This window comes from Streptomyces sp. SCSIO 75703 (genome assembly GCF_036607905.1).
Taxonomy (GTDB): Bacteria; Actinomycetota; Actinomycetes; order Streptomycetales; family Streptomycetaceae; genus Streptomyces.
The window spans coordinates 2,684,856-2,710,278 of the sequence record NZ_CP144555.1; the positions used below are offsets into that span (position 1 = coordinate 2,684,856).

The following is a 25,423-nucleotide window of genomic DNA, read 5'->3' on the forward strand; positions in this document are numbered from 1 at the left end:
GGCCCGGGGCAGCCGCCGTGCCGGAGCCGTCGGCCGGGTCACCGTCGGTACCCGCGCCACCGGTGGTGTCGCTCGTCGTCACCGGGCGTCACCCGCGATCAGCTCGACGGCGCGCTCGCCGACCATGAGCACGCCGATCATGGGGTTGACGGCGGGCATGGTCGGGAAGACGGAGGCGTCGGCGATCCGCAGGCGCTCCAGTCCGCGCACGCGCAGTTCGGGGTCGACCACGGCCTCCGGGTCGGCGGCGGCGCCCATCCGGCAGGTGCCGGCCGGGTGGTAGACGGTGTGGGCGGCCTTGCGGGCGTACGCGCTCAGTTCCTCGTCGCCGGTGATCTCCGGGCCGGGGCAGACCTCGCGCTTGAGCCAGCCCGCCAGCGGCTCGGTCCGGGCGATGTCGCGGGCGATGCGGATGCCGTCGACGAGGGTGCGGCCGTCGTGGTCGTCCTCGTCGGTGAAGTAGCGGAAGTCCAGGGCGGGCTTGACCGCGGGGTCGGCGCTGGTCAGGTAGAGCCGGCCGCGGCTCTTCGGCTTGGGGACGTTCGGGGTCATCGACACGCCGAACTCCGGCCGCCGGTAGCCCAGTCGCTCCGGGTTGTCGGTGAACGGGACCTGGTAGAAGTGGAACATCAGGTCGGGGCCGGGCTGCGCGGGGTCGCGGCGTACGAAGAGGCCGGCGTCGGAGTCCATGGCGGAGTTGTCCGGGAGGGGGCCGTGGGTCTCCCACACGATCACGGACTCGGGGTGGTCGAGCAGGTTCTCGCCGACGCCGGGCAGGTCGTGGACCACGGGTATGCCGAGCTTCTCCAGGTCGGCGCGGGGGCCGATGCCGGAGTGCAGCAGCAGGCGGGGCGTGTCAACGGCGCCGGCGCAGAGCACGACCTCGTTGCGGGCGCGGACGTAGACCTCCTCGCCGTCCTTAGTGCGGACGTGGACGCCGTCGGCGCGGGTGCCGTCCAGTTCCAGCCGGTGGGCCCAGGTCTCCAGCCAGATCTCCAGGTTGGCCCGCCCGTCCATCACCGGGTGCAGGTACGCCACCGACGCGGAGGAGCGCTTGTTGTCCTCGGGGTGGTAGGCGAGGTCGAAGAAGCCGACGCCCTCCCGGAACGGCTTGCGGTTGAAGCCCTCCACGCGCGGGACGCCCGCGGCGGCCTGGGCGGCGTCGACGAAGTCGCGGGCGATGGCGTTGCGGTCCTTCTCGTCGACCGGGACGATGTTGTTCTTCAGCCGGGCGTAGTACGCCTCCATCTGGACGGCGCCCCATCCCTTGGCGCCGGCTGCCTCCCACTCGTCCCAGTCGGAGGGCAGCGGCTTGAAGGCGATGAGGGTGTTGTGGGAGGAGCAGCCGCCCAGCACCCGGGCGCGGCTGTGCCGGATGTGCGAGTTGCCGCGCGGCTGTTCGGTGGTGGGGTAGTCGTAGTCGAGGTCGCCGCCGAGCAGACCCGTCCAGCGGCGCAGGGTCAGGACGTCGTCGCGGCCGACGTCGGTGGGGCCGCCCTCGATGACGGCGACGGTGACGTCGGGGTTCTCGGTGAGACGGGCGGCGATGACGGAGCCCGCGGTGCCGCCGCCGACCACGACGTAGTCGTAGACGCGGGTGTTCTCGGTGTGGGGGGACATGGGGTGCTGCTCCTGGGACTCGCGGGCGGGCGGAGGGGGCGGGGGGTGAGGGTGCGGCGGGTCAGCCGGCGAACCAGCGCACCGGGCGGGGCGCGAGGTTCTGGTAGACGTGCTTGGTCTCGCGGTACTCGGCCAGTCCGGCGGGGCCGAGTTCGCGGCCGGTGCCGCTGCGGCCGTAGCCGCCCCACTCCGCCTGCGGCAGGTAGGGGTGGAAGTCGTTGATCCAGACGGTGCCGTGGCGCAGCCGGCCGGCGACCCGGCGGGCGCGGCCCGCGTCGGTGGTCCACACGGCGCCGGCGAGGCCGTACTCGGTGTCGTTGGCGAGGGCGACGGCCTCGTCCTCGGTGCGGAAGGTCTCGACGGTCAGGACCGGGCCGAAGACCTCCTCGCGGACGACGCGCATGCCGCGGTGGCAGTGGTCGAGGACGGTGGGCTCGTAGAACCAGCCGGTCGCCGGGCGGTCCGGGGACGCCTCGGGGCGCTTGCCGCCGCAGCGCAGGGCGGCACCCTCGGCGAGGGCGGAGGCGACGTACTCCTCGGTCCGCTCGCGCTGCCGCTCGGAGACGAGGGGCCCGCACTCCACGCCGTCGGCGGTGCCGCGGCCGAGGCGGATCAGCCGGGCGCGGCGGGCGAGTTCGGTGACGAAGCGCTCGCGCACCGGCTCCTCGACGATGAGGCGGGAGCCGGCCGAGCAGACCTGGCCGCTGTGGATGAAGGCGGCGTTGAGGGCCTGGTCGACGGCGGTGTCGAAGCCCTCCTCGGTGGCGCAGGCGTCGGCGAAGACCACGTTGGGGTTCTTGCCGCCGAGTTCGAGGGCGACCTTCTTGACGGTGTCGGCGGCGGCGTGGGCCACCTTGGTGCCGCTGGCGAGGCCGCCGGTGAAGGAGACGAGGTCGACGTCGGGGTGGGCGGCGAGGCGGGCGCCGACGGTGTCGCCGGGCCCGGTGACGAGGTTGGCGGTCCCGGCGGGGAGCCCGGCCTCGACGAGCAGGCCGATCAGGGCGATGGTGGTCAGCGGGGTGATCTCGCTGGGCTTGAGCACGAAGGTGTTGCCGGCGGCGAGCGCCGGGGCGATCTTCCAACTGGCCTGGAGCAGCGGGTAGTTCCAGGGCGTGATGAGGGCGCAGACGCCGACCGGCTCGTGGACGACGACGCTGTGCACGTCGGGCGATCCGGCGTCGACGACGCGGCCGGGCGCCTCGGCGGCGACGAGGTCGGCGAAGTAGCGGAAGGCGTCGGCGACGCAGTCGACGTCGACCCGGCCCTCCTGCGCGGTCTTGCCGGCGTCCCGGCTCTCCAGCAGGCCCAGTTCCTCCCGGTCGCGGACGAGGAGGCCGGCCACGCGGCGCAGCAGGGCGGCGCGTTCGGCGACCGGGGTGCGCGGCCAGTCGCCGGTGTCGAAGGCGCGGCGGGCGGCGGCGACGGCGAGGTCGGCGTCGTGCGCGTCGCCCTCGGCGACGACGGCGAACGGCCGTGCGTCGGCGGGGTCCAGGATCTCGCGGGTGGCGCCGGAGGCGGCGGGCCGCCACTCGCCTCCCACGTGGAGGGTGCGGTCCGCCCGCTCGGCCCGGGTGTCCGTGGTGTTCGCCATGTGGGGGTGTCGCCTTCCGTTCCTGTTCCGCGCCCCGGTGTCACACGTGTGCCGGCGCCGGGGACCGGGAGCGCCTGCCCCGGCCCGCCGTTCGCATGCCTCGGGGAGGGCCGAAGTGCCCCGTGTCACGGGCAATATGGGCGCAACGGGGGGCGAAGCAGGCCCCGCGAGGGGGGCGTACGGCGACGGGCCCCGCTCCGGCGGTGAACCGGAGCGGGGCCCGTGGGCGTGCCGTGCGGGACGGCGGAAGGCCGCGCGCGGGGGCGCGGTGGATCAGAGGAGGCCGAGAGCGCGGACCGCCTCGCGCTCCTCCGACAGTTCCTGGACGGAGGCGTCGATGCGGGCGCGGGAGAACTCGTTGATCTCCAGGCCCTGGACGATCTCGTACCGCCCGTCCTGGCAGGTGACCGGGAAGGAGGAGATGAGGCCCTCGGGGACGCCGTAGGAGCCGTCGGAGGGGATGCCCATGGAGGTCCAGTCGCCCTCGGCGGTGCCGTTGACCCAGGTGTGGACGTGGTCGATGGCCGCGTTGGCGGCGGAGGCGGCGGAGGAGGCGCCGCGGGCCTCGATGATGGCCGCGCCGCGCTTGGCGACGGTCGGGATGAACTCGTCGGCCAGCCACTTCTCGTCGTTGACGGTCTCGGCGGCGTTCTTGCCGGCGACCGTGGCGTGGAAGATGTCCGGGTACTGGGTGGCCGAGTGGTTGCCCCAGATGGTCAGGCGCTGGATGTCGGCGACCGTGGAGCCGGTCTTCTTCGCGAGCTGGGTCAGCGCGCGGTTGTGGTCCAGGCGGGTCATCGCGGTGAAGCGCTCGGCCGGTACGTCCGGGGCGGCGGCCTGGGCGATGAGGGCGTTGGTGTTGGCCGGGTTGCCGACGACGAGGACCTTGATGTCGTCCGCGGCGTGGTCGTTGATGGCCTTGCCCTGCGGCTTGAAGATGCCGCCGTTGGCCTCCAGCAGGTCGCCGCGCTCCATGCCCTTGGTGCGGGGGCGGGCGCCGACGAGGAGGGCGACGTTGGCGCCGTCGAAGGCCACGTTCGGGTCGTCGGTGATGTCGATGCCCTGGAGCAGCGGGAACGCGCAGTCGTCCAGCTCCATGGCGGTGCCCTCGGCGGCGTTGAGCGCGGGGGTGATCTCCAGGAGACGGAGCCGGACCGGCACGTCCGCGCCGAGGAGCTGGCCGGAGGCGATGCGGAAGAGCAGGGCGTAACCGATCTGGCCGGCCGCGCCGGTGACGGTGACGTTCACGGGAGTGCGGGTCATGGCGTTCTCCGTATCACAGCAGGCGGTGGGGCGTCCCTGCCCCGGGGTGCGGGGATTCTCCCCTGCCGGCCGTGACCGGCGCCCGCCTCGATGATCGATCACCGCTGGGTACGGATCGATCACCGACGGATGATCGATCTCTTGGCGTCAAGAGAGATCCAGCGGTCAGGCTATCGCGCCCGCCGTGTCCCGGACGTCCGGGTCGGTGTGGCCCGTCCCACAACGTTCACCGGTGTACGAAGCGGCTGACCGGGGATGTCGGGGCGGATACGGGTGGTGCCGGTGGGGTCGGCGGGGCGCGTGTGGGTGTACGGGGTGATGCCCGTGGGGTGGAACGGTGAGGGCGCGGAAAAGGCGTCCGCCGCCAGGCATGGTCCGCGGGGGCGGGGGCACGCGGAAGGTACCCCCACGGGAATCCGGCAACGGTGTCCCCCGAACGGCGGCCGCCTCCGTCCCCCCTCTCCCGGACAGGCGGCCGCCTTTCCCGTCCCGGGGCCCGCGGGAACCCGCCCGGCGCCGCGCGGCACCCCGCCCGAGGCACGCGTCCCGGGGCGCCTGGGGCAGACGCGTACCGGGCCGGCCGTCCCGGTGCCGCCGGCGCCCGGCCGCCCCGCCCCCGTGGCCTACTGCGTGCAGCCCTTCTCGCCCGTGGCGAGGGTGGCGCAGGCGATGGCGTCCTCCGGTGCCCGGACGGCCACCATCGGCGTGTACGCGACCGTGTCGCCGGGCACGTTGACCGCGCCGGTCTGCGAGTCCTCGCCACCGGCGCTGACCCGTACCTCGTCGCCCTGGGCGGCCTGCGTCACGCGCCCCCACGCGGTCTCGCAGACCTCGCTGTAGCGGACCTCGACGACGGCGGTGCCGACGGTCGTGGTCGTCGCCGTCGTCACGAGGTCGCCGCCGCAGCCCATGGCCTCCGCGTCCTGTCCCGTGCACGCGGAGCCGCTGCACTTGACGCCGGGCGGCAGTTCCTTCTCGGTGACGCTGGGCGACGGGGAGGGCTGCGCCACCGCGTCCTCGCCGTCACCGCCGTTCAGCAGGAAGAACGCGCCGACCGTCACCACGAGCGCGCCCACCGCGCCCGCGACGAACGTGGCCGTCCGCTTCCCGCCCCCGGAACTGCGGCGTCCCCCGCCGCCCGGACCGGCCGTGCCCGGCATGCCGTGGCCCGCCGGGCCCGCGCCGCCCGGCCCCGCCGCCGCGCCCGCGCCCGCGCCCCGGGGCCCGCGCGCGGCGCGGTGACCGGAGGGCGCGGGTCCCCGGTAGCCGGCCATGTTCCACGAGTTGCCGTCGGCCGCCCCGCTCCCCACCGCGCCGAACGCGGTGTCCGCGCTGTCGGCGGCCGTCGGCTGCGCCGGCACCGTCGGCGCGCCGCCCCGGGCCGCCGGGCCGCCCGCGTGCCGTCCGGCCCGGTGCACGCGCCGCCCGCCGGGACCGGCCGGCGCGTCCGACTCGCCGAGCGCGGCGCGCGCCTGGGAGATCCGGATGGCCTCCATGGTCATGTCGTGGCGCATCTCCGAACGGCTCCAGGCGCGTTCGGCCAGTTCCCACATGGTGGTCAGGTGGACGGGGTTGGTCCCCGTCACCTCGGCCAGGGCCACGATCGCGCCCTTGGGCGCGAGCAGCCGGCCGTTGAGATAACGCTCCCAGGACGTCTTGCTGTAGCCCGTGGCGTCGGCCACCGACGCGATGCTCAGGTCGCTGCGGTCCACGAGCCTGCGCAACTGGCTGGCGAACTCTTTGATCTGCGGATCGAGTTCGTCCGGCAGCGCCTTCCAGCGAGGCATTGCTTCCCCCTCTTCCCCCCGGTGTCGTGCGAGTGGTCTCCCCGTCCGGTCCCCGCCGAGCCCCCCCCGTGCGGCGTCCGCGCCGGGGCCCCGCTCCGGCTACCCACAGGGATGCGCCCGCGCGGGACCCCAGTTCCCGGGGTGGAGGCGCACAGGAGCACGGAAGGCCGCGGGCATGCACCGTCGCACGCCCGCCGGACCGGGGTCCAGTGTCCCACCGGAGCCGGTGACTCCGGACCGGAACCCCCACCCCGCGGTGCGCGGACCACGTAGCGGAACGGTCACTTCCGTGCCACAGCGGTCTGACAGCCGTTGAACAGGGCGTTCGCCGTGCACGAGGGTGGTTCACGGCGGCGGCCCGCCCTCTCACGGGGGTGAGGACGGGCGCCGCCACCCGCCGGGGCCGCTCACGCCGTGAGCGGCCCCACCCGGCCGGACCGCCCCCGGGCCGGCGCCCGACGGCCTCCGTCTCCCGGCCGACCGTCTACTGACTGTCCGCCTCCCGGCCGACCGTCTACTGACTGACCGCCTCCTGGCCGGCCGTCTACTGGCTGACCGTGAAGTGCAGCGTGTCCGACAGGAACGGGATCTCCAGCCACGGATCGGGCTGCGCCATCAGCGCCAGCAGCGAGATCGCGCCGCCGAGCACGCCGTAGGTGGCGATGTCGGTGAAGCGCGAGCGCACCGCGAGCATCCCGACGTCCGGCAGCGTCCACCGCAGCGCGGCCCCCGCCAGCAGCGCGATGCCGACGAACAGCGTGCCGAGGCGGAAGACGTCCAGCGCGGTGAGGAACAGGCCGAGTCCGACGACGATCAGCACCGAGAGGATCGGCCACTGCCGGGCCGGCGCCGGGGCGCCCCCGGGCGCGGCACGTCCGCCGCCCTCGGGGCGGGCCGTGTCCCGGGTGAAGAGGGGGAAGCGCCGGGTGCCGCGCCGCGGGCGGCCGTCGGTGCCGGGTGCGGCGACCGGGTCCTTGACCGTGACGTCCTCGGGGCGTTCGGCGTTCTCGTCAGCCGGCACTGCGCTCCGCCGCCTCGACCACGTTGACGAGAAGCTGGGCGCGGGTCATCGGGCCGACGCCGCCCGGGTTCGGGGAGATCCAGGCGGCGACCTCGGCCACGTCCGGGTGGACGTCGCCGAGGATCTTGCCCTCGGCGTTGCGCGAGACGCCGACGTCGAGCACGGCCGCGCCCGGCTTGACGTCCTCGGCGCGGATCAGGTGCGGGGAGCCGGCCGCGGCGACCACGATGTCGGCCCGCTTGAGGTGGGCGGAGAGGTCGCGGGTGCCGGTGTGGCACTGGGTGACGGTGGCGTTCTCGCTGCGCCGGGTCAGCAGCAGCGGCATCGGCCGGCCGATGGTGACGCCGCGGCCGACGACGACGACCTCGGCGCCCTTGATCTCCACGCCGTGGCGGCGCAGCAGGGTGATGATGCCGTGAGGGGTGCAGGGCAGCGGCGCCGGCTCGTTGAGCACCAGGCGGCCCAGGTTCATCGGGTGCAGGCCGTCCGCGTCCTTGTCCGGGTCCATCAGCTCCAGGACGCGGTTCTCGTCGATGCCCTTGGGCAGCGGGAGCTGGACGATGTAGCCGGTGCACTCCGGGTCCTCGTTCAGCTCGCGGACCACGGCCTCGATCTCCTCCTGCGTCGCCGTGGCCGGCAGTTCCCGCTGGATGGAGGCGATGCCCACCTGGGCGCAGTCGCGGTGCTTGCCCGCGACGTACTTCTGGCTGCCGGGATCGTCGCCGACGAGGATCGTGCCGAGGCCGGGCGTGACGCCCCTCTCCTTCAGCGCCGCCACGCGGGCGGTCAGTTCGGACTTGATCGCGGCTGCCGTGGCCTTGCCATCGAGAATCTGGGCGGTCATGCGCTCCATTCTCGCGGATGACGGCCTCCCGGTTCCAATCCGGCCACCGTGCGGACGGCTCCTCGCCACCGAGCCGGGCAGACGGGAAGTGTCACACCTTGATCAAGGATGTTGCACTTGCACAACACCTTCGGATCACCGCTGGACAAGCAATGCACTGGTCAAGAACGATGGAGCGGCAGTGCCGCGGGGCCGTGCCGGGGGGACGAACCGCTTCGTAGAGATCTCCTCCGAGTCGTGCCACGCGTCGTCCCCGCACGCGATGAACACAACGGAGGAGACCCGCCATGAGTTTCGGCGACCCGAACAACCCCTACGGCCCCCCGCAGGGCCAGGGCCAGCAGCCCGGCTACGGGCAGCCGCAGCAGCCCCAGGGCCAGCCCGGTTACGGCTACCCGGCCGCCCCGCCGGTCTCGTCCTACCCCGGCGGAGGCTTCCCCGGCGGCGCCCCCGCGGTCATGCCGGGCACGGTCAAGGCCGCGCGCGTCATGCTCTTCGTGCTCGGCGGCTTCCAGGTCCTCGGCGGCCTGTTGATGATGCTCGCCAGCGCCTGGTTCAGCGAGATGCTCGACGAGGCCGTCGCCAGCGACGACAGCATCAGCGCGGAGGACGCGGACGCGTTCGCCAGCATCGGCACCGGCCTGATGATCGTCCTCGGCATCATCGTGCTGGCCTTCGCCTTCTGGGCGATCTTCACCGGCGCGAAGTTCTCGACCGGCCGCGGTGGCGTGCGGGTCTCGGCGATCGTCTACGCCTCGGTGGTGCTGCTGTTCAGCCTCATCAGCCTGCTCAGCGCCAACGTCTTCGCCCTCATCAGCGTGGTGCTCGGCATCCTGATCATCGTCTTCTGCGCCAACAAGAACGGCGGCTACTGGTTCAACCGCCCGAAGTACTGATCCGGCACCGGACGCCGGGCCGCCCCGCGAGGGGTGGCGGCTTCACACCACAGGGCCGTGTCTCACCCGAACGAGGGGAGACACGGCCCTGGTGCGTGAACAAGCGCCGCTGCGGACAGGCAGTGGGCGATTCAGCGCAGTGCGCTCATCAACCTGCGGCCCAGCTTCAGCGACGTGAGGTTGTCCACTCCCAGCCACTCCACGTCCGTGACCTCCTCGGTTTGGAGCGCGCCGATATCGGCGGTCTCGGTGCGGAAGAGGAAGCGGAAGTCGACGTGCTGGTGGTCGGGCTCTCCCTTGGCCTCGTTCGCCGGGATGGGATGTACGTCGATGTCGATGGGGTCGGGGCTCGCCGGAGCTACCGATGCCGGGGAGATCCCGGTCTCCTCGCACAACTCGCGGAGGGCGGCCGCCTGGAGGGTGTCGTCCTGCGGTTCCAGATGGCCGCCGGGGAGAAGCCACTTGTCGAGCGCCAGGTGGTGGATGTGGAGGACCCGGTTGTCATGATTGACGAGGACCGCGCCGGCGGTGACATGGGCGCGGAACTCCTTGCGGGAGGCGAGGTCCACGTCCGTCTCCAGAAGGGCGAGCACCGGGGCCAAGCCGGGCCTGTCCTCGGGGTGGACGTCGAGGTAGCCGTTCAGGCTCGTGCGGATGTGGTCTGTGCTGATGGGCATGTCGTCACCTGTTGAAGTAGGAGAGCCAAGTCGCCGCGATCACGGCACGGTCGGATGCGGGGATCTCGTGGAATCCAGGAGCGAGGTGCTGGTCGGTGAGCATCCTGACTGCGGCGAGGATCTCCGCCTGAACGAGGAAGATGAATGGTCCAACGCTGGCGCCGTGCAGGAAGTTGACCGCGTTCCCGCCGTTCGCCAGATAGAAGTAATGGCCGGTGGTCTGGTAGCGGGTGACGTGGTCGCCGACGGCTGTCCGGGTATAGACCTCCGGCAGGGAATCGAGTTCCAGTTCGTCCTCGCTGCTCGTCACGGTGGCCACGTACGCCCCGTTGCGCAGGTGCCCGAAGTCCTCCCCACGCAGCGAGACCGCGCCGGTCGCGCACAGGACGAGGCCCGCTCCTGTCAGGGCGGCCTCGCGGTCCCGCGCCACGGCGAAGCCCTGAGAGAGTGCCTGCGTGCGTCGTACGGGATCGATGTCGAAGACGGTGACGTGCACGCCCTTCGCCTGGAGCAGCCGCGCGATAGAACTGCCCAGCTTGCCGAACCCGATGACCAGTGAGGGTCGGCCATGGAGGATGTCACCCCGGCCGCGCATCACCGCTTCCGTGGAGAAGACGACCGACTGACCGACAAGGTAGTCCTCGGGGTCCTTCAGTGGTGAGCGGGCGACAGAGACGACCGGGCAGGGGAGTTTCTCCAGTGCGGCGTACCGTCGGTGTCCGTTCTCGGTGTCCTCGACAACACCGGCGATCTCTCCGGAGAACCGCTCGTGGAGATGCGCGAGAACGGGTGCGAAGTAGCCGCCGACATCCAGCAGCACCGTGCGCTCACCTCCGGCACGGGATTCGATGTAGTCGAGCGCGGTGTCGGGGTCGTTGAAGAGTCCGCGTGAGAGGGCGTCGACGCTGACGGACCGCTCGACGTCACGCCGCGCTGCCGCGTTGATCGACTTGGGTTTGGGCAGCACGGCGCGCACCTCGCTGAGGGAAGCCACCGCGCGGACGAAGCTGGGACGTTCGGCCAGGAGGTGAGTGATCAGGAAAGAGGCGGGGCGTTCCTGGGGCAGGAAACGGGCGGCGATCTTCGTGAAGTAGGCGTCCAGCCTGGCGCGTTCGAAGGACTCCATGGCAGTTCACCTTTCTTGTTCTCAGGCGATGACGAGGATCAGGCACGCTGCGGAGTCGGCACTGCCTTGAACCGGGACCAGACGACTTTTCCGTCTCGTGAGCGGTAGCTGGTCCGTCGAGCTTGTCGCGAGCAACGGGCCGCCCCAATGGCCGCTTGTCGCACTTCCGTGGCACTTTCGCTCCCTGCCCCCGGTCGGCGTGCTTGCATGAGGGCAGGGAAAGGAGGGACCCGTGGCGACCGTGCACCATTGGACCGGCCTGGAAGCCAGAGCACTACGGCTTGCCCTCCGCATGAGTGTCCGGACCTTCGCGGCTCATCTCGGCGTAGGCGCCCGGACGATCTCGAAGTGGGAGAAGCTCCTGTCTTCCACCGAGCCGAGGCAGGACACCCAGGCCATCCTCGACACCGCACTGGCCCGCGCGGAAGCTGCCGTCCACCTTCGATTCGAGACCAACCTCTCCGAGGCCGGAAGAGCTGGTACCGACTCCGTCCGGCGGGTCACTGCCAGCGGCCCCCGTGCATGGGAATACGAGACGTGGGCTGACGACCTCGACCGATCCGTCGTCGCCCTGTCCCGGCAGAACTTCATCTTCGCGGAGGATCTTCTACGCCGCTGGCTGGCTCGCTTCCCGCCGACAGAACTGGACGACAAGGGCCTTTACCTCTACGCCCGCGCGACCGCCTTGCTGGGTGACGTGCAAAGGGATCAGGGTGCGGTATTGGGCCCCCTGTCCGCGCGCCGTTCCTACCACGACGCCCGGACCATCTTCACCCAGCTCGACGTCCCCCGACGCGTGGCTCAGCTAGACCTCTCTCTGGCCGTGGTGACGGAGATGTCCGACCAACTGGACTCGGCTGCCCACCAGTACGAGTGCCTCGCCGCTGACGACCGGCTCTCCCGGCGGGATCGCGCCCGAGCCCGGCTATGGGTAGGGACGGCGCTGAGCAAGGAGGGCAGCCACGACTACGCCGCACGCGTCATGCTGGCGGCCGTGCGCGAGTTCGAGGACCTCTCCGAGCCGGAGGACTGGTCCGTGGCCCATCAGAAGCTCGCTCTCGCCCACCGTGGTGCGGGTGACCTGACCGCCGCGCTGTACTACATCGACATCGCTCGCGCGACCGGCACCGCGGACTCACCCATGCAACGCGTCCGCCTGGACACCGCTCATGGCCACATCCTGCTGTCCGACCCGGGCACCCTGGATGATGGCCTTGACGTTCTCGACAAGGCAGCGAAGGTGGCCGCCGAGTACGGACTCAGCCACCAGCGGCGCAGCATCGAGAGCATCAGGTACAGGCATGCCACAAGCGGTGGGGCGAAGAGCCCCGGGCACCACTGATCAGGGAGAGACGCCAGTGACGGGACAGACGGACAGCCGGCAGGCCGTGACCGACGAGCAGTGGGCGAACGCCCGGCTGATCTGGGACTACCACCAGATGCGCCACGCACTTCGTCCAGCGGACGTGGCGATCGGCCTCGGCAGTCACGACCTCGGCGTGGCCACCACGAGCGCCGGACTGTACCGGGCCGGGCTCTTCCCCGTCCTTGTCTTCACGGGCGGCAACAGCCCCACCACCGCGGCACGCTTCCCGCGTGGCGAGGCCGTTCACTACCGGGAGCACGCCCTCACCCTCGGCGTGCCCGATGAGGCGATCCTGCTGGAGCCCCGCGCCGGCAACACCGGGCACAACATCACGTACTCCCGTCAGGTTCTCGCCGACGCCGGGATCTCCCCGGCCTCGGTGCTGCTGGTCTCCAAGCCGTACATGGAGCGTCGTTCCTACGCCACCGCCCGCAAGCTCTGGCCCGAGGTCGACGTGCGCTGTGCCTCGGAGCCCTTGGAACTCGACGACTACGTCAAGAGCATCAGTGACGAGCAGCTCGTCCTGGACATGCTCGTCGGTGATCTCCAGCGGGTGATCGAGTACCCCAAGCTCGGATTCGCCATCGAGCAGGAAGTCCCGGAGGACGTGCGTGCCGCCTACGAAAACCTCCTCGCCTCAGGCTTCACCAGCCGCCTTATCACACCCTGACCGGTCAACGACAGGCAGGCTCTGCACCGTCCACCAGCCCAACCTCTTCCCCCGGCTCTCCACGCTGGCCAAGCTGTACGCGGCAGACTGCTGGGTCGTGCTCGACAACGTGCAGTTCACCCGGCGGGACTTCCAGCACCGGACCCGTCTCGCGACACTGGGGGAACCAGGACAGCGGCAGTGGCTCACTCTCGCGACACACCTGCCGCGCGGACGGCAGAGTCGTATCAGTGAAACACTGATCGTGGACCCGGGGCTCAGCCGCAAGAGAGTGGACCTGTTGCTGCGGCAGTAAGGTCGAGGCCGGGGAGACGGTCCTGGACGCCCTCCACCGGGAGACCGCCGAGGAGACCGGCCTCACCGTCGACCAGGTCACCGCCTACCTCGGCCACTTCGACTACCGGAACAGCGGGGGCGGCACCACCCGCCAGTTCACCTTCGCCGTCACCGTGGAGAAGACCGGCCCCGTCGTCCTCACCGAACACGACACCCACCAGTGGGCCCTGCCCGGCGAACTGCCCGAGGTGAGCGACGCCGTCCGTGCCCTCCTGACCCGCTGACACCCACCGACACCGGCGGTCTCGGCGACCGAGCAGGACAAGCCCCCTCCGGGACCGGGCCGCCCCGCGAGGGGTGGCGGCTTCACACCACAGGGCCGTGTCTCACCCGAACGAGGGGAGACACGGCCCTGGTGCGTGGTCCTACTCTGGCTGGTGACGCCGTCAGGCCAGGGGGAGACGCGCCTTGTACAGCATCATCGTGGTACCTCCGCCGACCACGGAGGACCGATCCGACCACGTCCGCCGCCAGTTCCGGCTCGCGCCCGGTGAACGGCTCGCCTTCGGGCGGGCGGTGCCCGGGGGCGGGCTGCCGATCCGGCACGAGGGGGTGTCCCGCCGGGCCGGGGAGATCACGGCCCACGGCACCTTCTGGACCCTGAGCAACCTGTCCGCCCACCAGACCTACGTGGTGGAGAACCCGGAGGGCGCGGGCGAGCACGTCAAGGTGGCACCGGGGCGGCTGGACGCGCCGGTGCCGTTCGAGTTCTCGCGGATCGTGCTGCCCGCCGGGGGCGACCTGCTCCCGGTCGAGGTGTGGGCGCCGCGCCACGACTACCTGCGCGGCGAGGACGGCGCCGACGGCGAGCCGACCGCCCCCGCGTTCTCCCTGGACCGCACCAAACGGTACTTCGCCGTGCTGGCCGCCCTGTGCGAACCGCGGCTGCGCGGGGCGCCGCACGCCCCGCTGCCCACCGTGGCCGAGGTCGTCGACCGGCTCGGCCCGGCCTGGCCCGCCGCCTCCCGCACCTCGGTCCAGTGGAACATCGACTACCTCGCGGTCAAGCTCCGTCTCAAGCCCGGCCCCGACTGCGCCGAGGCGGGCCCCCGCCTCAACGGCAAGAAGGAGTCGCTGGTCTCCCTCGCCCTCCGCTTCGACCTCGTCCGCGAGGACGACCTCGTGGTGCTGGCCGCCCCGCCCCACGCCGGGGCGGCGGCGCCCCGCCGGGCGGACCGGTGACCGAGCCGTACGCGGTGCCGGTGCCCCGGGGGTACCGGGTGGGGGTCTGGGAGGTGCGGCGCCCCCTCGCCACCGGCGCCTTCGGCAGCGTCTACGAGGCCCGGCGCACCGGCCCTGACCCGCGCGGCCTGCCCGGCACGGCCGCCCTGAAGTTCCTGCCCACCGGCACCGGCACCCCGCGCCGCCTCACCCACCTGCGCGAACTCGTCGAGCGCGAGGTGCGGTTGCACCGCCGGCTGCGCCGCCCCCGTCTGATCCGCATGTACGAGACGCTCACCGTCGACGACCCGGACCGCCCCGGCCTCGACGGCGCGACCGTCCTCGTCCTGGAGAAGGCGGAGGGCTCCCTCGCCGCCCTGCTCGCCGCGGGCCCGCCGCCCGCCACCGGGCCCGCGCTGCTCGCCCAGGTCTGCGAGGGGCTGGCCCAGTTGCACCGCGCCGGCTGGGTCCACGGGGATCTGAAACCGGCCAATGTGCTGCTGATGCGGGACGGTTCGGCGCGGCTGGCCGATTTCAACATGGCCGCCGAACTGGAGGGCACCCACGCCTACTCCCCCGCCTTCTCCACCCCGGACTACACCCCGCCCGAACTGCTCTGGTCCGAGATCGGCGAACGCGGGCGCCGCACCCGCCCCTCCGCCGACGTGTGGGCCTTCGGCGTCCTCGCCCACCTCACCCTCACCGGCACCTTCCCGCTGCCCGGCGCCACCCCGTCGGCCCGCCGCGACGCCGGCGCCGCCTACGCCCGCGGCACCGACGAACTCCGCCTCTCCCCCGCCCTCCCCGGGGAATGGGGAGAGATCGTCCGCGCCTGCCTGGCCCGCACCCACGCGGACCGGATCGGTACGGAGGAGTTGCTGCGCCGGGTCACCGCGGCGGCCGGCGCCGAGCCTTCGCCCCATGCCCTCCTGTGGCGGCTCCGCGCCCGGTTACGTCCCCGGCGCGCCCGCCTCCTGATCGGCGGCGCCCTCACCACCGCCGTCGCGGCGGCCGTCGGCTACGGTCTCCTCCCCGCCGGGTCTCCCCCGCCGGGCGCCGCCGGTCCGGCCGGGTACGGTGCCGCCGAACTCCGCACCGACCAGGGCATCCCGCCCTCGTACCGGCCGCTCATCGTCGACGCCGCGCACGACTGCTCCCACCCCGACGTCACGCCCCCGCTGGTCGCCGCCCTGCTCAAGGCCGAGAGCGACTTCGATCCCTCGCTCTTCGACCCGGGGAAGGACGAGTACGGCATCGCCCGCTGGACCCCGAGCGTGCTGCGGTACTGGATCCGGCCCGACGGCCAGCCCGCCGCGACCGTCCCGAAGCCGCCCTTCTCCGCCGCCGCGTCCATCCCGGCGGTCGGCCGCTACCTCTGCTTCATCGCGCCGAACCTGGAGGTCGCGCTCCCCGGCGACCGGCGGGTCCTGATCGCGGCGGCGTACCGGACCTCGTACCGGAAGGTGAACGACGCGGGCGGAGTCCCCCCGAAGTACCGCGACTACTGCGCCCGCGTCGCGCACTACCTCAAGAAGTACACGCCTCCGGGCCGGACGTGACCCTGGGACTTCCGAGGTACCGGTGAGGGACCGCGGGCCGCACTGTGGAGCCATGCCGCTCCGGCGGCACGACCCACTCTTCGTCACATGGGGGAACCAGTGAACGTGAAGAAGCCTGCCGCACTGTTCGTCGTGGCCGTCGCCCTGCTCGCGGGCACCTCGGTCACCGCGTCCGCCGCGGACCCGGCCGGGACGCGGGTGACCGGCCTCCAGGAGGCCGCCGAGCAGGTCGTCGGCAACGACCGGAAGCCGCTGGAGGTGACGGCCGACGCCGTCCGCTACGACGGCCTCACCGTCACCACGGCGCCCGAGGGCAACTCCGTCAAGGCACTGGCCTGCGACTACGGGCACCTGTGCATGCTCGTGAACGGCCAGAAGTTCGACTTCTACAAGTGCCAGACGTGGAAGCTGACCAACTGGACGGGCAACGGCCCGTTCACCAACAACCAGACGCCGGGCACGGTGGCGAAGTTCTACAACCAGGACGGCAGCGTGCGGTGGACGTCGACGGCGTACCAGGCCGGTACGGCGACGTGGGACCCGATCTGGTCCCTCCGCCCCTGCTGATCCGGCACGGTTGACGGTGGCCTCCGGCTGACGCCGGGGGCCACCGCCCTGCGTTCAGACCGACTTGAGCCCGGAGAGGAACGGCGCCCAGGCGCGGGCGCCTATGAGGAGAACGGGGCCTTCGGGGTTCTTGGAGTCGCGGACAGGGATCAATGAGCGCGGGCCAGTGGCGACTTCGACGCATTCACCGCCGTTACCGCTGCTGTAGCTGCTCGTGCGCCACTGAACGGAGTTCAGGTCGATGCTGCTGTTGGGATGCATGCCGGCTGTCCTCTGCTGCTGCCTCAATCATGGCCAAGGAGGCCGCCAGTGGCAGTGCGGCGGCCCTCAGCAGATCGTACGACTCGCGGTAGTCCATCACGAGGGCGGGAAAGTCGATGACTTGCCCGCTGTGCAGCCCCTCCGTGTACACCAGAGGTGGCGCATCGTGGAAGGTCATGATCCGCGTCAGCCCCATCATGAACGGATGCACGGTGGTTTCCGGAACGACCTGCACAATCGTGCCGGTCGTCCTCACGACCTCGACGATGTGGTCCAGCAGTTCGGCCATTCCCGCGGGCGCCAGCACGGGACGCCGGATGATCGACTCGTCGAGGATCGCCCAGAGCCGCGGCGGCGCCTCCTCGTCGAAGAGCGACGCTCGCGCCATTCGAGCGTCCACGACCTGCTTCACCTCGATGTCGGAGGCACGTGGCATGGCCGACCTGGCGATCGCCTCGGCGTAGGCCCGTGTCTGAAGCAATCCGGGCACCAGTAGGGGAGCCCAGTCCTCAATGGTCCGCGCCGACTTCTCCAGGTCGGCGACATCGGCAAAGTGCGGGGCGATGCCCACCCGCCGTGCCTTCGCCACGTCGTCGCAGCGGCGTTGGAAGAAGCCGTCCGTGCCCAGGCGTTCGTCGACGTGGCGGGCGAGGTCAACCGGCATGCGCCGCTCACCCCGTTCGATCTGACTGAGGAACGAGATGCCCCGGAAGCTGCCCTCCGCGAGCTGTTCCAGCGTCAGGCCCGCCGACTCCCGCTTGAAGCGCAACTCCGCGCCGTAGAAGCAGGGAACGCTGATCGACGCGTCCGGGTCCTTGCGAGCCGGCACCCTCATCACCCCGTTTTGCCCAGTCACCGTGCGCAACCCAAATCCCTTTCACGGTACGCCGCGCCACGTCACTGTGTGAGAACTTCGTCACACAACGCACACGAAAGGGCGGACGACCGTGCACCACCCCCACGTCCAGGAGGCCGAGGCCCGCCTGGAGGACCTGCGCGACGCGCTGGCCGCACACGGCATCACGCTTCCCTCCCTCGGGCTCGAACTCCCCTCGGTCGCGGCGACGTACGCCACGCCGCTGATCGCTCTGGGTAACTGCAACCTGGAGACGGCGCAGGCGCTGGCGGCGGCGCTCCGGAAGGGGGCGGCGGGGTGAGGTCGCCGCTCTGCCTGGACCTGCCGGCGCTGCCCAAGGCCGTGGCGGACGTACGGCGGGCGGTGCGGGAGCACCTCGGCGGGCCCTGCGGGGACGTACAGCTCTGCGTCGGCGAACTGCTCGCCAACGTGATCAGACACGTCGGCGAGGGCACCCCGGTCTCCGTGCGGGTCGGGAGCCTGGGATGCGGGCGGGTCCGGATCGAGGTGACCGACCGGGAACCGCACGCCTGGCTGGTGGTCCGCCACGCCGGGGCGGACGAGGAGTCGGGCCGGGGCCTGCTGCTGCTCGACTCGGTGGCGCTGCGCTGGGGGGTGGTGCCCCGGGAGGGCGGCAAGACCGTCTGGTGCGAGGTGGCCCTCGGCCGGTGAACCGGGCCGAGGGCCATCAGGGGAGCCGGGCGGCCGGGGTGGCCGCCGGCTCAGTGGAAGAAGTGCCGCGTGCCGGTGAAGTACATCGTCACGCCGGCCTTCGTGGCGGCCTCGACGACCTGCTCGTCACGGATGGAACCGCCGGGCTGGACGATGGCCTTGACCCCGGCCGCGATGAGGATCCCGGGGCCGTCGGGGAAGGGGAAGAAGGCGTCGGAGGCGGCGTAGGAGCCCCGTGCCCGCTCCTCGCCGGCCCGCTCGACGGCGAGGCGGCAGGAGTCGACGCGGTTGACCTGGCCCATGCCGACGCCGACCGAGGCGCCGTCCTTGGCGAGCAGGATCGCGTTGGACTTGACGGCGCGGCAGGCCCGCCAGGCGAAGGCCAGCTCGGCCAGCTCGTCCGCGGGGAGGGCCTCGCCGCTGGCCAGGGTCCAGGTGGCCGGGTCGTCGCCGGCGGCCTGGAGGCGGTCGGCGACCTGGAGGAGGGCGCCGCCGTCGATGGGCTTGACCTCGACCGGGGCGGCCGGGGCCTCGGGGGCGCGCAGGACACGGATGTTCTTCTTCCGCGTCAGCACCTCCAGCGCGCCGTCCTCGTAGCCGGGGGCGACGACGACCTCGGTGAAGATGTCCGCGACCTGCTCGGCCATCTCCTTGCTGACCGGGCGGTTCACGGCGATCACGCCGCCGTAGGCGGAGACGGGGTCGCAGGCGTGCGCCTTGCGGTGCGCCTCGGCGACGTCCCCGCCGACCGCGATCCCGCACGGGTTGGCGTGCTTGATGATCGCCACGCAGGGCTCGTCGTGGTCGTACGCGGCACGGCGGGCGGCGTCCGTGTCCGTGTAGTTGTTGTACGACATCTCCTTGCCGTGGAGCTGCTCGGCCTCCGCGAGGCCGCCGGCGGCGCTGGTGTAGAGCGCGGCGGGCTGGTGCGGGTTCTCGCCGTAGCGCAGGGTGCGGGCGCGGTCCCAGGTGACGCCGAGGAAGCCGGGGAAGCCCGAGTCGTCCACGGGGGCGTACTCGTCGGCGAACCAGGAGGCGACGGCCACGTCGTAGGCGGCGGTGTGCCGGAACGCCTCGGCGGCCAGCCGCTTGCGGGCGGCGAGGTCGAAGCCGCCGTCACGGACCGCGGAGAGGACGTCGCCGTAGCGGGCGGGGTCGGTGACGACGGCCACGGACGGGTGATTCTTGGCGGCGGCGCGGACCATGGAGGGGCCGCCGATGTCGATCTGCTCCACGCACTCGTCCGGGGTGGCGCCGGAGGCGACCGTCTCGCGGAACGGGTACAGGTTCACGACGACCAGGTCGAACGGCTCCACGCCCAGCCCGGCGAGCTGCTCGCGGTGGCTGTCCAGGCGCAGGTCGGCGAGGATGCCGGCGTGCACCTTGGGGTGCAGCGTCTTGACCCGGCCGTCCAGGCACTCGGGGAAGCCGGTCAGCTCCTCCACCTTGGTGACGGGGACCCCGGCCGCGGAGATGCGGGAGGCGGTGGAGCCGGTGGAGACGAGTTCGACGCCCGCCTCGTGCAGGCCGCGGGCGAGTTCTTCGAGCCCGGCCTTGTCGTAGACGCTGACCAGCGCGCGACGGATGGCCCGCTTGTTGCTCTCGGCGGTCACTGGATAACTACCTTTCGTCCCTCGATGCGATAGCCGTTGCGGGCGAGCCGCCCCACGACATCGACGAGCAGTCTTCGCTCGACTTCCTTGATGCGCTCGTGCAGAGCGCTCTCGTCGTCCTCGTCCCGCACCTCGACCACGCCCTGCGCGATGATCGGCCCGGTGTCGACGCCGTCGTCGACGAAGTGGACGGTGCACCCGGTGACCCGGGCGCCGTACGCCAGCGCGTCCCGCACCCCGTGCGCCCCGGGGAAACTGGGCAGGAGCGCGGGGTGGGTGTTGACGAACCGGCCGCCGAACAGCGCGAGGAACTCCTTCCCCACGATCCGCATGAACCCGGCCGAGACCACGAGGTCCGGCTCGTGGGCGGCGACGGCCTCGGCGAGGGCCGCGTCCCACTCCTGGCGGGTGGCGTAGTCACGGACCCGGCGCACGAAGGTGGGCACTCCGGCGCGCTCGGCGCGCGCGAGCCCCTCGATGCCGTCGCGGTCCGCGCCGACGGCGACGACCTCGGCCCCGTACGCCTCCGCGCCGGCGGCGGCGATCTCGTCGAGGAGCGCCTGCAGATTGCTGCCGGTTCCGGAGACCAGCACGACGAGGCGCTTGGCCACGGGCTTGGCGGCCACGGTGGGGCCCTTTCTCGGGGAGGCGGTCTGTGCAGTCGGTTTGTACAGTCGTACGAATGCTTCGCGCCCCGGGATACGGGGAAGTCTACGAAGCGGCCGACCGTCGGCAACGATACCGGCACACCGGACGGCCCCCTCGGGACGGGGGCCTAGCCGGAAGGTAGCGTCTGCGGGGAGCCGGACCGGGAACGCGACCCGCGGGCCGCGCGTTCACGGGGTGTGCTGCCCGGTGGGCGCGGGACCGGGGCGCACGGCGCGCGCCGTCTTGCGGCAGCGCGCCCGCGCGTACCCGCCCGGGTCCGCCGCTCGCCACCACCGTCCGTGTCACGACAAGGGGAAGACGCTCACTTGATGCCCGACCGCAGCCTGCGACTGCTCACGCTCCCCCAGCAGTCGGCGCAGCCAGGGGAGCGCAGCACCCTCGTGCTGCGGGAACGTCCCTCCTCGCCCCCCGACGCGTCCTCCGGCGGGCCGGGCGGCTCCGGCCAGGACGACAACCCGTTCGCCGCACCGCCCGAGGGCAGCCCGGACCGCCCCTGGCAGCCCCGCCGCCCCTCAAACGACGACTCCGGCGACTCGGGTGACTCCGGGGAGCCGGGCGGCGGGCGGGGACGTTCCCCGTGGGGCCGTCAGTGGAGCGACCGCCAGCCCGGCCGCTCCTCCGGCGGCTTCGGCGAACGGCCCGGCGCCTCCGGCCCCGAGGGCCAGGGCGGCGGCCGGGGCCCCCGCTGGGACCCGAACGACCCGGCCCAGCGCCGCGCCCGGTACGCGCTGCTGAGCGGCATGTGGGCGCTGTTCTTCGCCCTGTTCACCTGGCAGTACGTGGCGCTGCTGCTCGGCGCCCTCTCCCTGTACTGGGGCATCAGCTCGCTGCGGGCCAAGCCGCGCGCGTCCGACCCGGACAAGCCGGCCCGCGCCGAGGAGCCGCCGGGGCGCCCGCAGCGGACCGCCGCGATCAGCGGCCTGGTGACGGCCTCGCTGGCCATCGTCCTGGTCGCCGGGTCCTTCGCCGCCCAGATGGTCTACCGCGACTACTACACGTGCCGCAGCGACGCGCTGACCAACGTGGCGAAGGAGTCGTGCGGCAAGCTCCTGCCGAAGGAACTGCGCGGGGTGCTGGACACGGAGGACTGACGCCGCGTCCGGACGCCCGCGGAGCGCGTCCGGCCGGTTCCGGGGCCGTCGCCCCGCCGCCGGGCCCCTCAGGGGGTCCGGGGCGGGTGCGGCGGCCTCGGCGGTTCCACGGGGGGCGGCGGGGCGGGGGCGGCCTGCGGGGGCCCCGGGGTGTGCGGCGGCACCGGGGTGCGGGGCGGCTCGGGGGGAGGGGCCGGGTTCGGGGCGGGGGCGGCGGGCGGGCCGAGGGGGAGCAGGTCGTACAGGCCGTCGGCGCCCGTGCCGTCGTCGTCATCGTCGTAGAGGCCGTACGGGAGCAGGTCGTCGCCGTCGCGGGGGCGCGGCGCGGCCCCGGCGAGGGCGGGTGCCGGGGTCTCGGCCGGTGCCTTCGCGGTGCGGCGGGGCCACGGGCGGAGCGCGGCGAGCGCGGGCAGCGGCAGCGCGGGCATCCGGAAACGGCGAGGGCCGGGGGCGGTTTCGGCGGGGACCGTCTCGGGGGCGGGGGCCGTCCCGGGGGCGGTGGGCGCGCCGGGGGGCGTCCCGGAGCGCCGCGCGGGCTCGGCTTCCGGGGGCGCGGCGGGGGCCAGGCCCCGGCACCGCCAGCCGCGTACGCCGAGCGCCACCGGCGTCGCCACCACCGCGATCCACACCAGCGTCGCCGCCCCGGTCTGCCACCACACCGGGCCGAACCGGGCGAGCGCGTCCGTACCCAGCGGGCCGCCCGCGAACACCGTCAGCACGGCGACGCACCCGGCGCAGAGCAGCGCGGCCAGCCCGGCCGCCCCGGCGGTCCGCCGCCAGGTCCAGGGCCCCGGTGCCCCGGCGCCCGCACCGGCACCGGCCGCCCCGCGGTGCGCGTCCGCCGTGGCCGCCCGTGCCGTGCACCAGCCCACGGCCACCCCGGCGACCAGCGGCACCGTCCCGGCCGCCCAGTGCAGCGGCGTCCCCGGCCCGGCCTCCGGCACCGCCGCCAGCAGCGGGAACGGCGGCAGCACCGGCGCGGGCGCCGAGGACAACGGGCCCACGAGGTTTCCGGTGCCGAGCGAGAAACCGGGGCCGAGGGCGTAGGCCGCCGCCCAGACCGCCGCGTTCGGCACCAGCGTCAGGCAGAGCACCAGCACCGTGAACCGGCCCGTCCAACTCCCGGTCAGCACGAGCACGTCGTCCCGGGCGGCCCCGGCGTGCCAGACCAGGGACACCATCAGCAGCAGCACCCCGCCCCCGGCCAGTACCGCCGCTCCGGCGCACGCGGCGCGCACCACGGTGCCGGGGCGCGCGTCGGGCCCCACGAGCAGGTCGCGCACGCCCGCCGGGAACACGCCCAGCACCCGGCCCGCCGGTCCCCCGGGACGCCCGTGCGCCGTCCACACCCCGGCCCCGGCCGCGCCCATGACGACCAGGGGCAGGCAGGAGAGCGCCCACGGCCAGGAGGGCGGCAGGGCCCCGCCGGCCGCGTACAGCACGACGGGAGCCGCGACGCCGAGGTAGCCGAGGACGACGCCGGTCCAGGCGGTGCGCGCGGGCACGGGCGGCGGCGCGGCCTCCGGCCGGGCGGGCCCGGGAGCGGCGCCGGGTACGCCAGGGCCGGGGCCGGGGCCGGGGCCGGGGCCGGGGGCGGGGGCGGGTTTTCGGGCCGGGCCCGTGGCGCCGTCGGGATCGTGCCCGGCGTCCGTGGCGTCCCGCGCCGCCCGGTGCACCAGCCACACCGGCAGCACCAGCAGGAGCAGCGGGGTGACGCCGAGCGGCGCGGGCAGGCCGGAGAGCGTGTCGGTGCGGACCAGTTCGGCGCCGTGCGCGAGCACCCACAGCGACGCGGCGACGTGCAGGGCGCCGCCGGGGCCGCTGTCCGGGTACGGCGAACTGATCCACAGCACCGTGACGAGGGCGGCGAAGAAGGCCAGGCCCAGCCCGGCCGCGAAGACGCCCCCCAGCAGACCGGCGGACAGACCCGGCGGCCGGTCGCGCCACCGGGCGCGCAGCCGGGAGAACGGGGCTCGGCGAGCGGTCGTCAGGATCACCCCGCCATGCTCCCAACGACACGCGCTTTCCCGGCGTAACAGGCGAAGCCCCGCTGTGTCGCTCAATATGTGCTTATGTGCTTTTTCGTACGAAGGGGTGCCCTGTGACCCGGCCCCCCACACCCCCGGTACCGCCCCCGACGGCCCGTCGACGCCTGCGCGAGACCGCCGCGTTGACGCAGGCTCAGCTCGCGGCGCGGGTGGGCGTCACCCGTGACACGGTCCGCGCCTGGGAGAGCGGGCGCACCACCCCGCGCGGCCGGCGGGCGGAGGCGTACGCCCGGCTCCTCCGCACCCTCGCGGAGGAGCCGGAGCGGGAGGAGAGGCGGCCGACGCGGGAGCGGCGGGAGGAGGGACGGAAGCAGCGGAAGCAGCCGGACCCCGACGGCACGAAGGCCGCGCGGAGCACGGAGCACCCCGAGAACAGCGATCACACCGAACACACCGGGCACACCGAGCACACCGGGAACGCCGGGAACGCCGGGAAGGGGGCGGGCGCGGAGAAGGGGGAGGCTGGTGCCGAGGCCGCGCCGGTGCCCGGCGGCGGAACCGGGGCCGCGTCGGAGGGTGCGGCCACGGGGCCGGAACCCGCCGCGGCGCGGACGGGCGCGCCGGTCTCCGTCCCGGTCGTCCTCGCCGTCGGCGCCGTGGCGGCGGGCGGGGGGCGCGGCAGCGCGTCGGGCGGGGCGAGCGGGCGGGCGGCCGGGGCGGGCGGTGCGGCCGGGGCCGGCTCCCGTCCGGCCGGGGCGGGTCTCGTACCGGTCGCCGTACCTCGTCCCGCGCCGGAGGCCGCACCGGAGGCCGAGGAGACGCCCGGTATGACGCCCGCTCAGGCGTTCGACCTGTTGTACGGTTTCGCCGCCCCCGCCCTCGTCCGCCAGACCTACCTGCTCACCGGCCGCCGCGAGCTGGCCCGGGAGTCGGTCGAGCGGGCCTTCCAACTCGCCTGGGAGCGCTGGCCCGAGGTCGCCCGCGACCGTGACCCGGCCGGCTGGGTCCGGGCGGCGGCGTACGAGTACGCCCTCTCCCCCTGGAACCTGTGGCGCCGCCGCCACCGCAGCCCGGAACCCCCGCCCCCGGACACCGCCGACCGCGCCCTGCTGGACACCCTGTTGCGGCTGCCGCCCTCGTACCGCCGCACGCTCCTCCTCCACGACGGCGTCGGCGTCGGGCTGCCCGAGACGGCGGCGGAGACCGAGGCCAGCACGCCCGCCACCGCCCACCGGCTGCTGAACGCCCGCGAGGCCGTCGCCGACCGGCTCCCCGACCTCGCGGAACCCGGCACGCTCCACCGCCGGCTGGCCGAACTGGCCTCCACCGCCCGGCTGCGGGCCGCCGAACCCCCGGCCGTGCGCCGCGGCAGCGAACGCCGGGCCCGCTTCATGGCGCGGGCGGCCATCGCCTTCACCGCCGCCCTCATCGGCACCACCGCCCTGGCGCTGCGCACCGCCCCGACGCACTACGAACCGCCCGTCTCTCCCGGCGAGACGGTGCGCGGGGTGCCGCCGAAGGTGGCGCCGGGCCCCCTGTCGGACGAGGAACTGGCGCTGCGCCAGAAACTGCGCGACGAGGCCGCGGCCGGTCCGGAACGCCTCGTCCCCCGTCCCGGCTGACGGCCGGCGGACAGGCCCCGGGCCTGGCGGCTTCCCCCTGGGCGGCTCCCGCCGCCGGGTGACTCGCCTGCCGGTGGCTCGCCCGCGGGGCCGGCTCCCGCCGGCCGCTCGTTTCCCCGGCGGTCCGCCCGCGTGCCGGGTCACTCGTGTGCCCGGTCCCGCTTCCC

At 73.5% G+C, this 25,423-nt stretch carries 25 protein-coding genes; 12 read left to right on the forward strand and 13 right to left on the reverse strand.

The annotated features are described in order from the left end of the window. Positions 1–78: 78 nt before the first annotated feature. The 6 genes from VM636_RS11565 to VM636_RS11590 all read right to left on the reverse strand — a co-directional run bounded on the left by VM636_RS11565 (position 79) and on the right by VM636_RS11590 (position 8,126). Positions 79–1,620, reverse strand: a complete 1,542-nt coding sequence (locus VM636_RS11565) for a GMC oxidoreductase (RefSeq protein WP_030422254.1) — start codon at positions 1,618–1,620, stop codon at positions 79–81. A gap of 61 nt (positions 1,621–1,681) precedes the next feature. Then, positions 1,682–3,211: an aldehyde dehydrogenase family protein gene (locus VM636_RS11570; RefSeq protein WP_030423022.1), complete on the reverse strand. Its 1,530-nt coding sequence runs from the start codon at positions 3,209–3,211 to the stop codon at positions 1,682–1,684. A 273-nt stretch (positions 3,212–3,484) separates the two neighbouring features. After that, positions 3,485–4,474, reverse strand: a complete 990-nt coding sequence (locus VM636_RS11575; RefSeq protein WP_030423023.1) for a malate dehydrogenase — start codon at positions 4,472–4,474, stop codon at positions 3,485–3,487. Positions 4,475–5,097: 623 nt separating this feature from the next. Further along, positions 5,098–6,261, reverse strand: coding sequence for a DUF2690 domain-containing protein (locus tag VM636_RS11580; protein ID WP_338484321.1), 1,164 nt, complete (start codon positions 6,259–6,261; stop codon positions 5,098–5,100). Positions 6,262–6,805: 544 nt separating this feature from the next. Then, the gene (locus VM636_RS11585; RefSeq protein ID WP_030423025.1) at positions 6,806–7,282 is read right to left on the reverse strand and encodes a DUF3017 domain-containing protein; all 477 of its coding nucleotides are present in this window, start codon (positions 7,280–7,282) and stop codon (positions 6,806–6,808) included. Next, positions 7,272–8,126, reverse strand: a complete 855-nt coding sequence (locus tag VM636_RS11590; RefSeq protein WP_030423026.1) for a bifunctional methylenetetrahydrofolate dehydrogenase/methenyltetrahydrofolate cyclohydrolase — start codon at positions 8,124–8,126, stop codon at positions 7,272–7,274. Before VM636_RS11590 ends, VM636_RS11585 begins: the two co-directional genes overlap by 11 nt. 287 nt (positions 8,127–8,413) lie before the next feature. Here VM636_RS11590 and VM636_RS11595 point away from each other — a divergent pair, with 287 nt between their 5' ends. Beyond that, positions 8,414–9,022, forward strand: coding sequence for a hypothetical protein (locus VM636_RS11595; protein WP_030423027.1), 609 nt, complete (start codon positions 8,414–8,416; stop codon positions 9,020–9,022). Between the two features lie 131 nt (positions 9,023–9,153). On the opposite strand, the gene VM636_RS11600 is transcribed toward VM636_RS11595, so the two are convergent. Further along, positions 9,154–9,699 (reverse strand): NUDIX hydrolase, encoded by a 546-nt coding sequence (locus VM636_RS11600; RefSeq protein WP_030423028.1) that lies wholly within the window; start codon positions 9,697–9,699, stop codon positions 9,154–9,156. A gap of 4 nt (positions 9,700–9,703) precedes the next feature. Continuing rightward, on the reverse strand, positions 9,704–10,825 hold the full coding sequence (locus VM636_RS11605) for an adenosylhomocysteinase (protein WP_030423029.1): 1,122 nt from the start codon (positions 10,823–10,825) through the stop codon (positions 9,704–9,706). A gap of 232 nt (positions 10,826–11,057) precedes the next feature. On the opposite strand from VM636_RS11605, the gene VM636_RS11610 reads away from it, so the two are divergent. The 7 genes from VM636_RS11610 (at position 11,058) to VM636_RS11640 (ending at position 16,484) form a co-directional block, all read left to right on the forward strand. Beyond that, a complete protein-coding gene (locus tag VM636_RS11610; protein WP_053914633.1) occupies positions 11,058–12,167 on the forward strand; it encodes a transcriptional regulator in 1,110 nt (369 codons plus the stop codon). A gap of 16 nt (positions 12,168–12,183) precedes the next feature. Next, positions 12,184–12,861, forward strand: coding sequence for a YdcF family protein (locus VM636_RS11615; RefSeq protein WP_030423032.1), 678 nt, complete (start codon positions 12,184–12,186; stop codon positions 12,859–12,861). Beyond that, positions 12,803–13,156, forward strand: coding sequence for a WbqC family protein (locus tag VM636_RS11620; protein ID WP_338484322.1), 354 nt, complete (start codon positions 12,803–12,805; stop codon positions 13,154–13,156). Before VM636_RS11615 ends, VM636_RS11620 begins: the two co-directional genes overlap by 59 nt. Before the next feature lie 22 nt (positions 13,157–13,178). Continuing rightward, positions 13,179–13,421, forward strand: coding sequence for an NUDIX hydrolase (locus tag VM636_RS11625; protein ID WP_234340492.1), 243 nt, complete (start codon positions 13,179–13,181; stop codon positions 13,419–13,421). Between the two features lie 184 nt (positions 13,422–13,605). After that, on the forward strand, positions 13,606–14,379 hold the full coding sequence (locus VM636_RS11630) for a hypothetical protein (RefSeq protein ID WP_030423035.1): 774 nt from the start codon (positions 13,606–13,608) through the stop codon (positions 14,377–14,379). Further along, on the forward strand, positions 14,376–15,917 hold the full coding sequence (locus VM636_RS11635; RefSeq protein ID WP_030423036.1) for a protein kinase: 1,542 nt from the start codon (positions 14,376–14,378) through the stop codon (positions 15,915–15,917). Before VM636_RS11630 ends, VM636_RS11635 begins: the two co-directional genes overlap by 4 nt. A gap of 87 nt (positions 15,918–16,004) precedes the next feature. Continuing rightward, positions 16,005–16,484, forward strand: coding sequence for a hypothetical protein (locus tag VM636_RS11640; protein WP_234312814.1), 480 nt, complete (start codon positions 16,005–16,007; stop codon positions 16,482–16,484). 54 nt (positions 16,485–16,538) lie between these two features. On the opposite strand, the gene VM636_RS11645 is transcribed toward VM636_RS11640, so the two are convergent. Further along, positions 16,539–16,745, reverse strand: coding sequence for a DUF397 domain-containing protein (locus tag VM636_RS11645; protein ID WP_338484323.1), 207 nt, complete (start codon positions 16,743–16,745; stop codon positions 16,539–16,541). Continuing rightward, positions 16,678–17,574: a helix-turn-helix transcriptional regulator gene (locus VM636_RS11650; protein ID WP_338484324.1), complete on the reverse strand. Its 897-nt coding sequence runs from the start codon at positions 17,572–17,574 to the stop codon at positions 16,678–16,680. Before VM636_RS11650 ends, VM636_RS11645 begins: the two co-directional genes overlap by 68 nt. A gap of 118 nt (positions 17,575–17,692) precedes the next feature. Between VM636_RS11650 and VM636_RS11655 the strand changes: the two genes are divergently transcribed. Further along, positions 17,693–17,902 (forward strand): hypothetical protein, encoded by a 210-nt coding sequence (locus VM636_RS11655; protein WP_030423040.1) that lies wholly within the window; start codon positions 17,693–17,695, stop codon positions 17,900–17,902. Then, positions 17,899–18,273 carry an ATP-binding protein gene (locus VM636_RS11660; RefSeq protein WP_030423041.1) on the forward strand — a complete coding sequence of 125 codons (375 nt, stop codon included), beginning with the start codon at positions 17,899–17,901 and terminating at the stop codon, positions 18,271–18,273. The genes VM636_RS11655 and VM636_RS11660 overlap by 4 nt, the downstream gene beginning before the upstream one ends. Positions 18,274–18,323: 50 nt before the next feature. Here VM636_RS11660 and purH read toward each other — a convergent pair whose 3' ends face one another. Further along, the gene (purH, locus tag VM636_RS11665; RefSeq protein ID WP_030423042.1) at positions 18,324–19,886 is read right to left on the reverse strand and encodes a bifunctional phosphoribosylaminoimidazolecarboxamide formyltransferase/IMP cyclohydrolase; all 1,563 of its coding nucleotides are present in this window, start codon (positions 19,884–19,886) and stop codon (positions 18,324–18,326) included. Beyond that, a complete protein-coding gene (purN, locus tag VM636_RS11670) occupies positions 19,883–20,512 on the reverse strand; it encodes a phosphoribosylglycinamide formyltransferase (RefSeq protein ID WP_030423043.1) in 630 nt (209 codons plus the stop codon). Before purN ends, purH begins: the two co-directional genes overlap by 4 nt. 351 nt (positions 20,513–20,863) lie before the next feature. Between purN and VM636_RS11675 the strand changes: the two genes are divergently transcribed. After that, positions 20,864–21,646 carry a hypothetical protein gene (locus VM636_RS11675; protein WP_030423044.1) on the forward strand — a complete coding sequence of 261 codons (783 nt, stop codon included), beginning with the start codon at positions 20,864–20,866 and terminating at the stop codon, positions 21,644–21,646. Positions 21,647–21,714: 68 nt separating this feature from the next. Here the strand turns inward: VM636_RS11675 and VM636_RS11680 are convergent, their stop codons facing one another. Beyond that, a complete protein-coding gene (locus VM636_RS11680; protein ID WP_338484325.1) occupies positions 21,715–23,643 on the reverse strand; it encodes a DUF6350 family protein in 1,929 nt (642 codons plus the stop codon). A gap of 104 nt (positions 23,644–23,747) precedes the next feature. On the opposite strand from VM636_RS11680, the gene VM636_RS11685 reads away from it, so the two are divergent. Beyond that, positions 23,748–25,256, forward strand: coding sequence for a helix-turn-helix domain-containing protein (locus VM636_RS11685; RefSeq protein ID WP_338484326.1), 1,509 nt, complete (start codon positions 23,748–23,750; stop codon positions 25,254–25,256). The last annotated feature ends 167 nt before the right edge of the window (positions 25,257–25,423 follow it).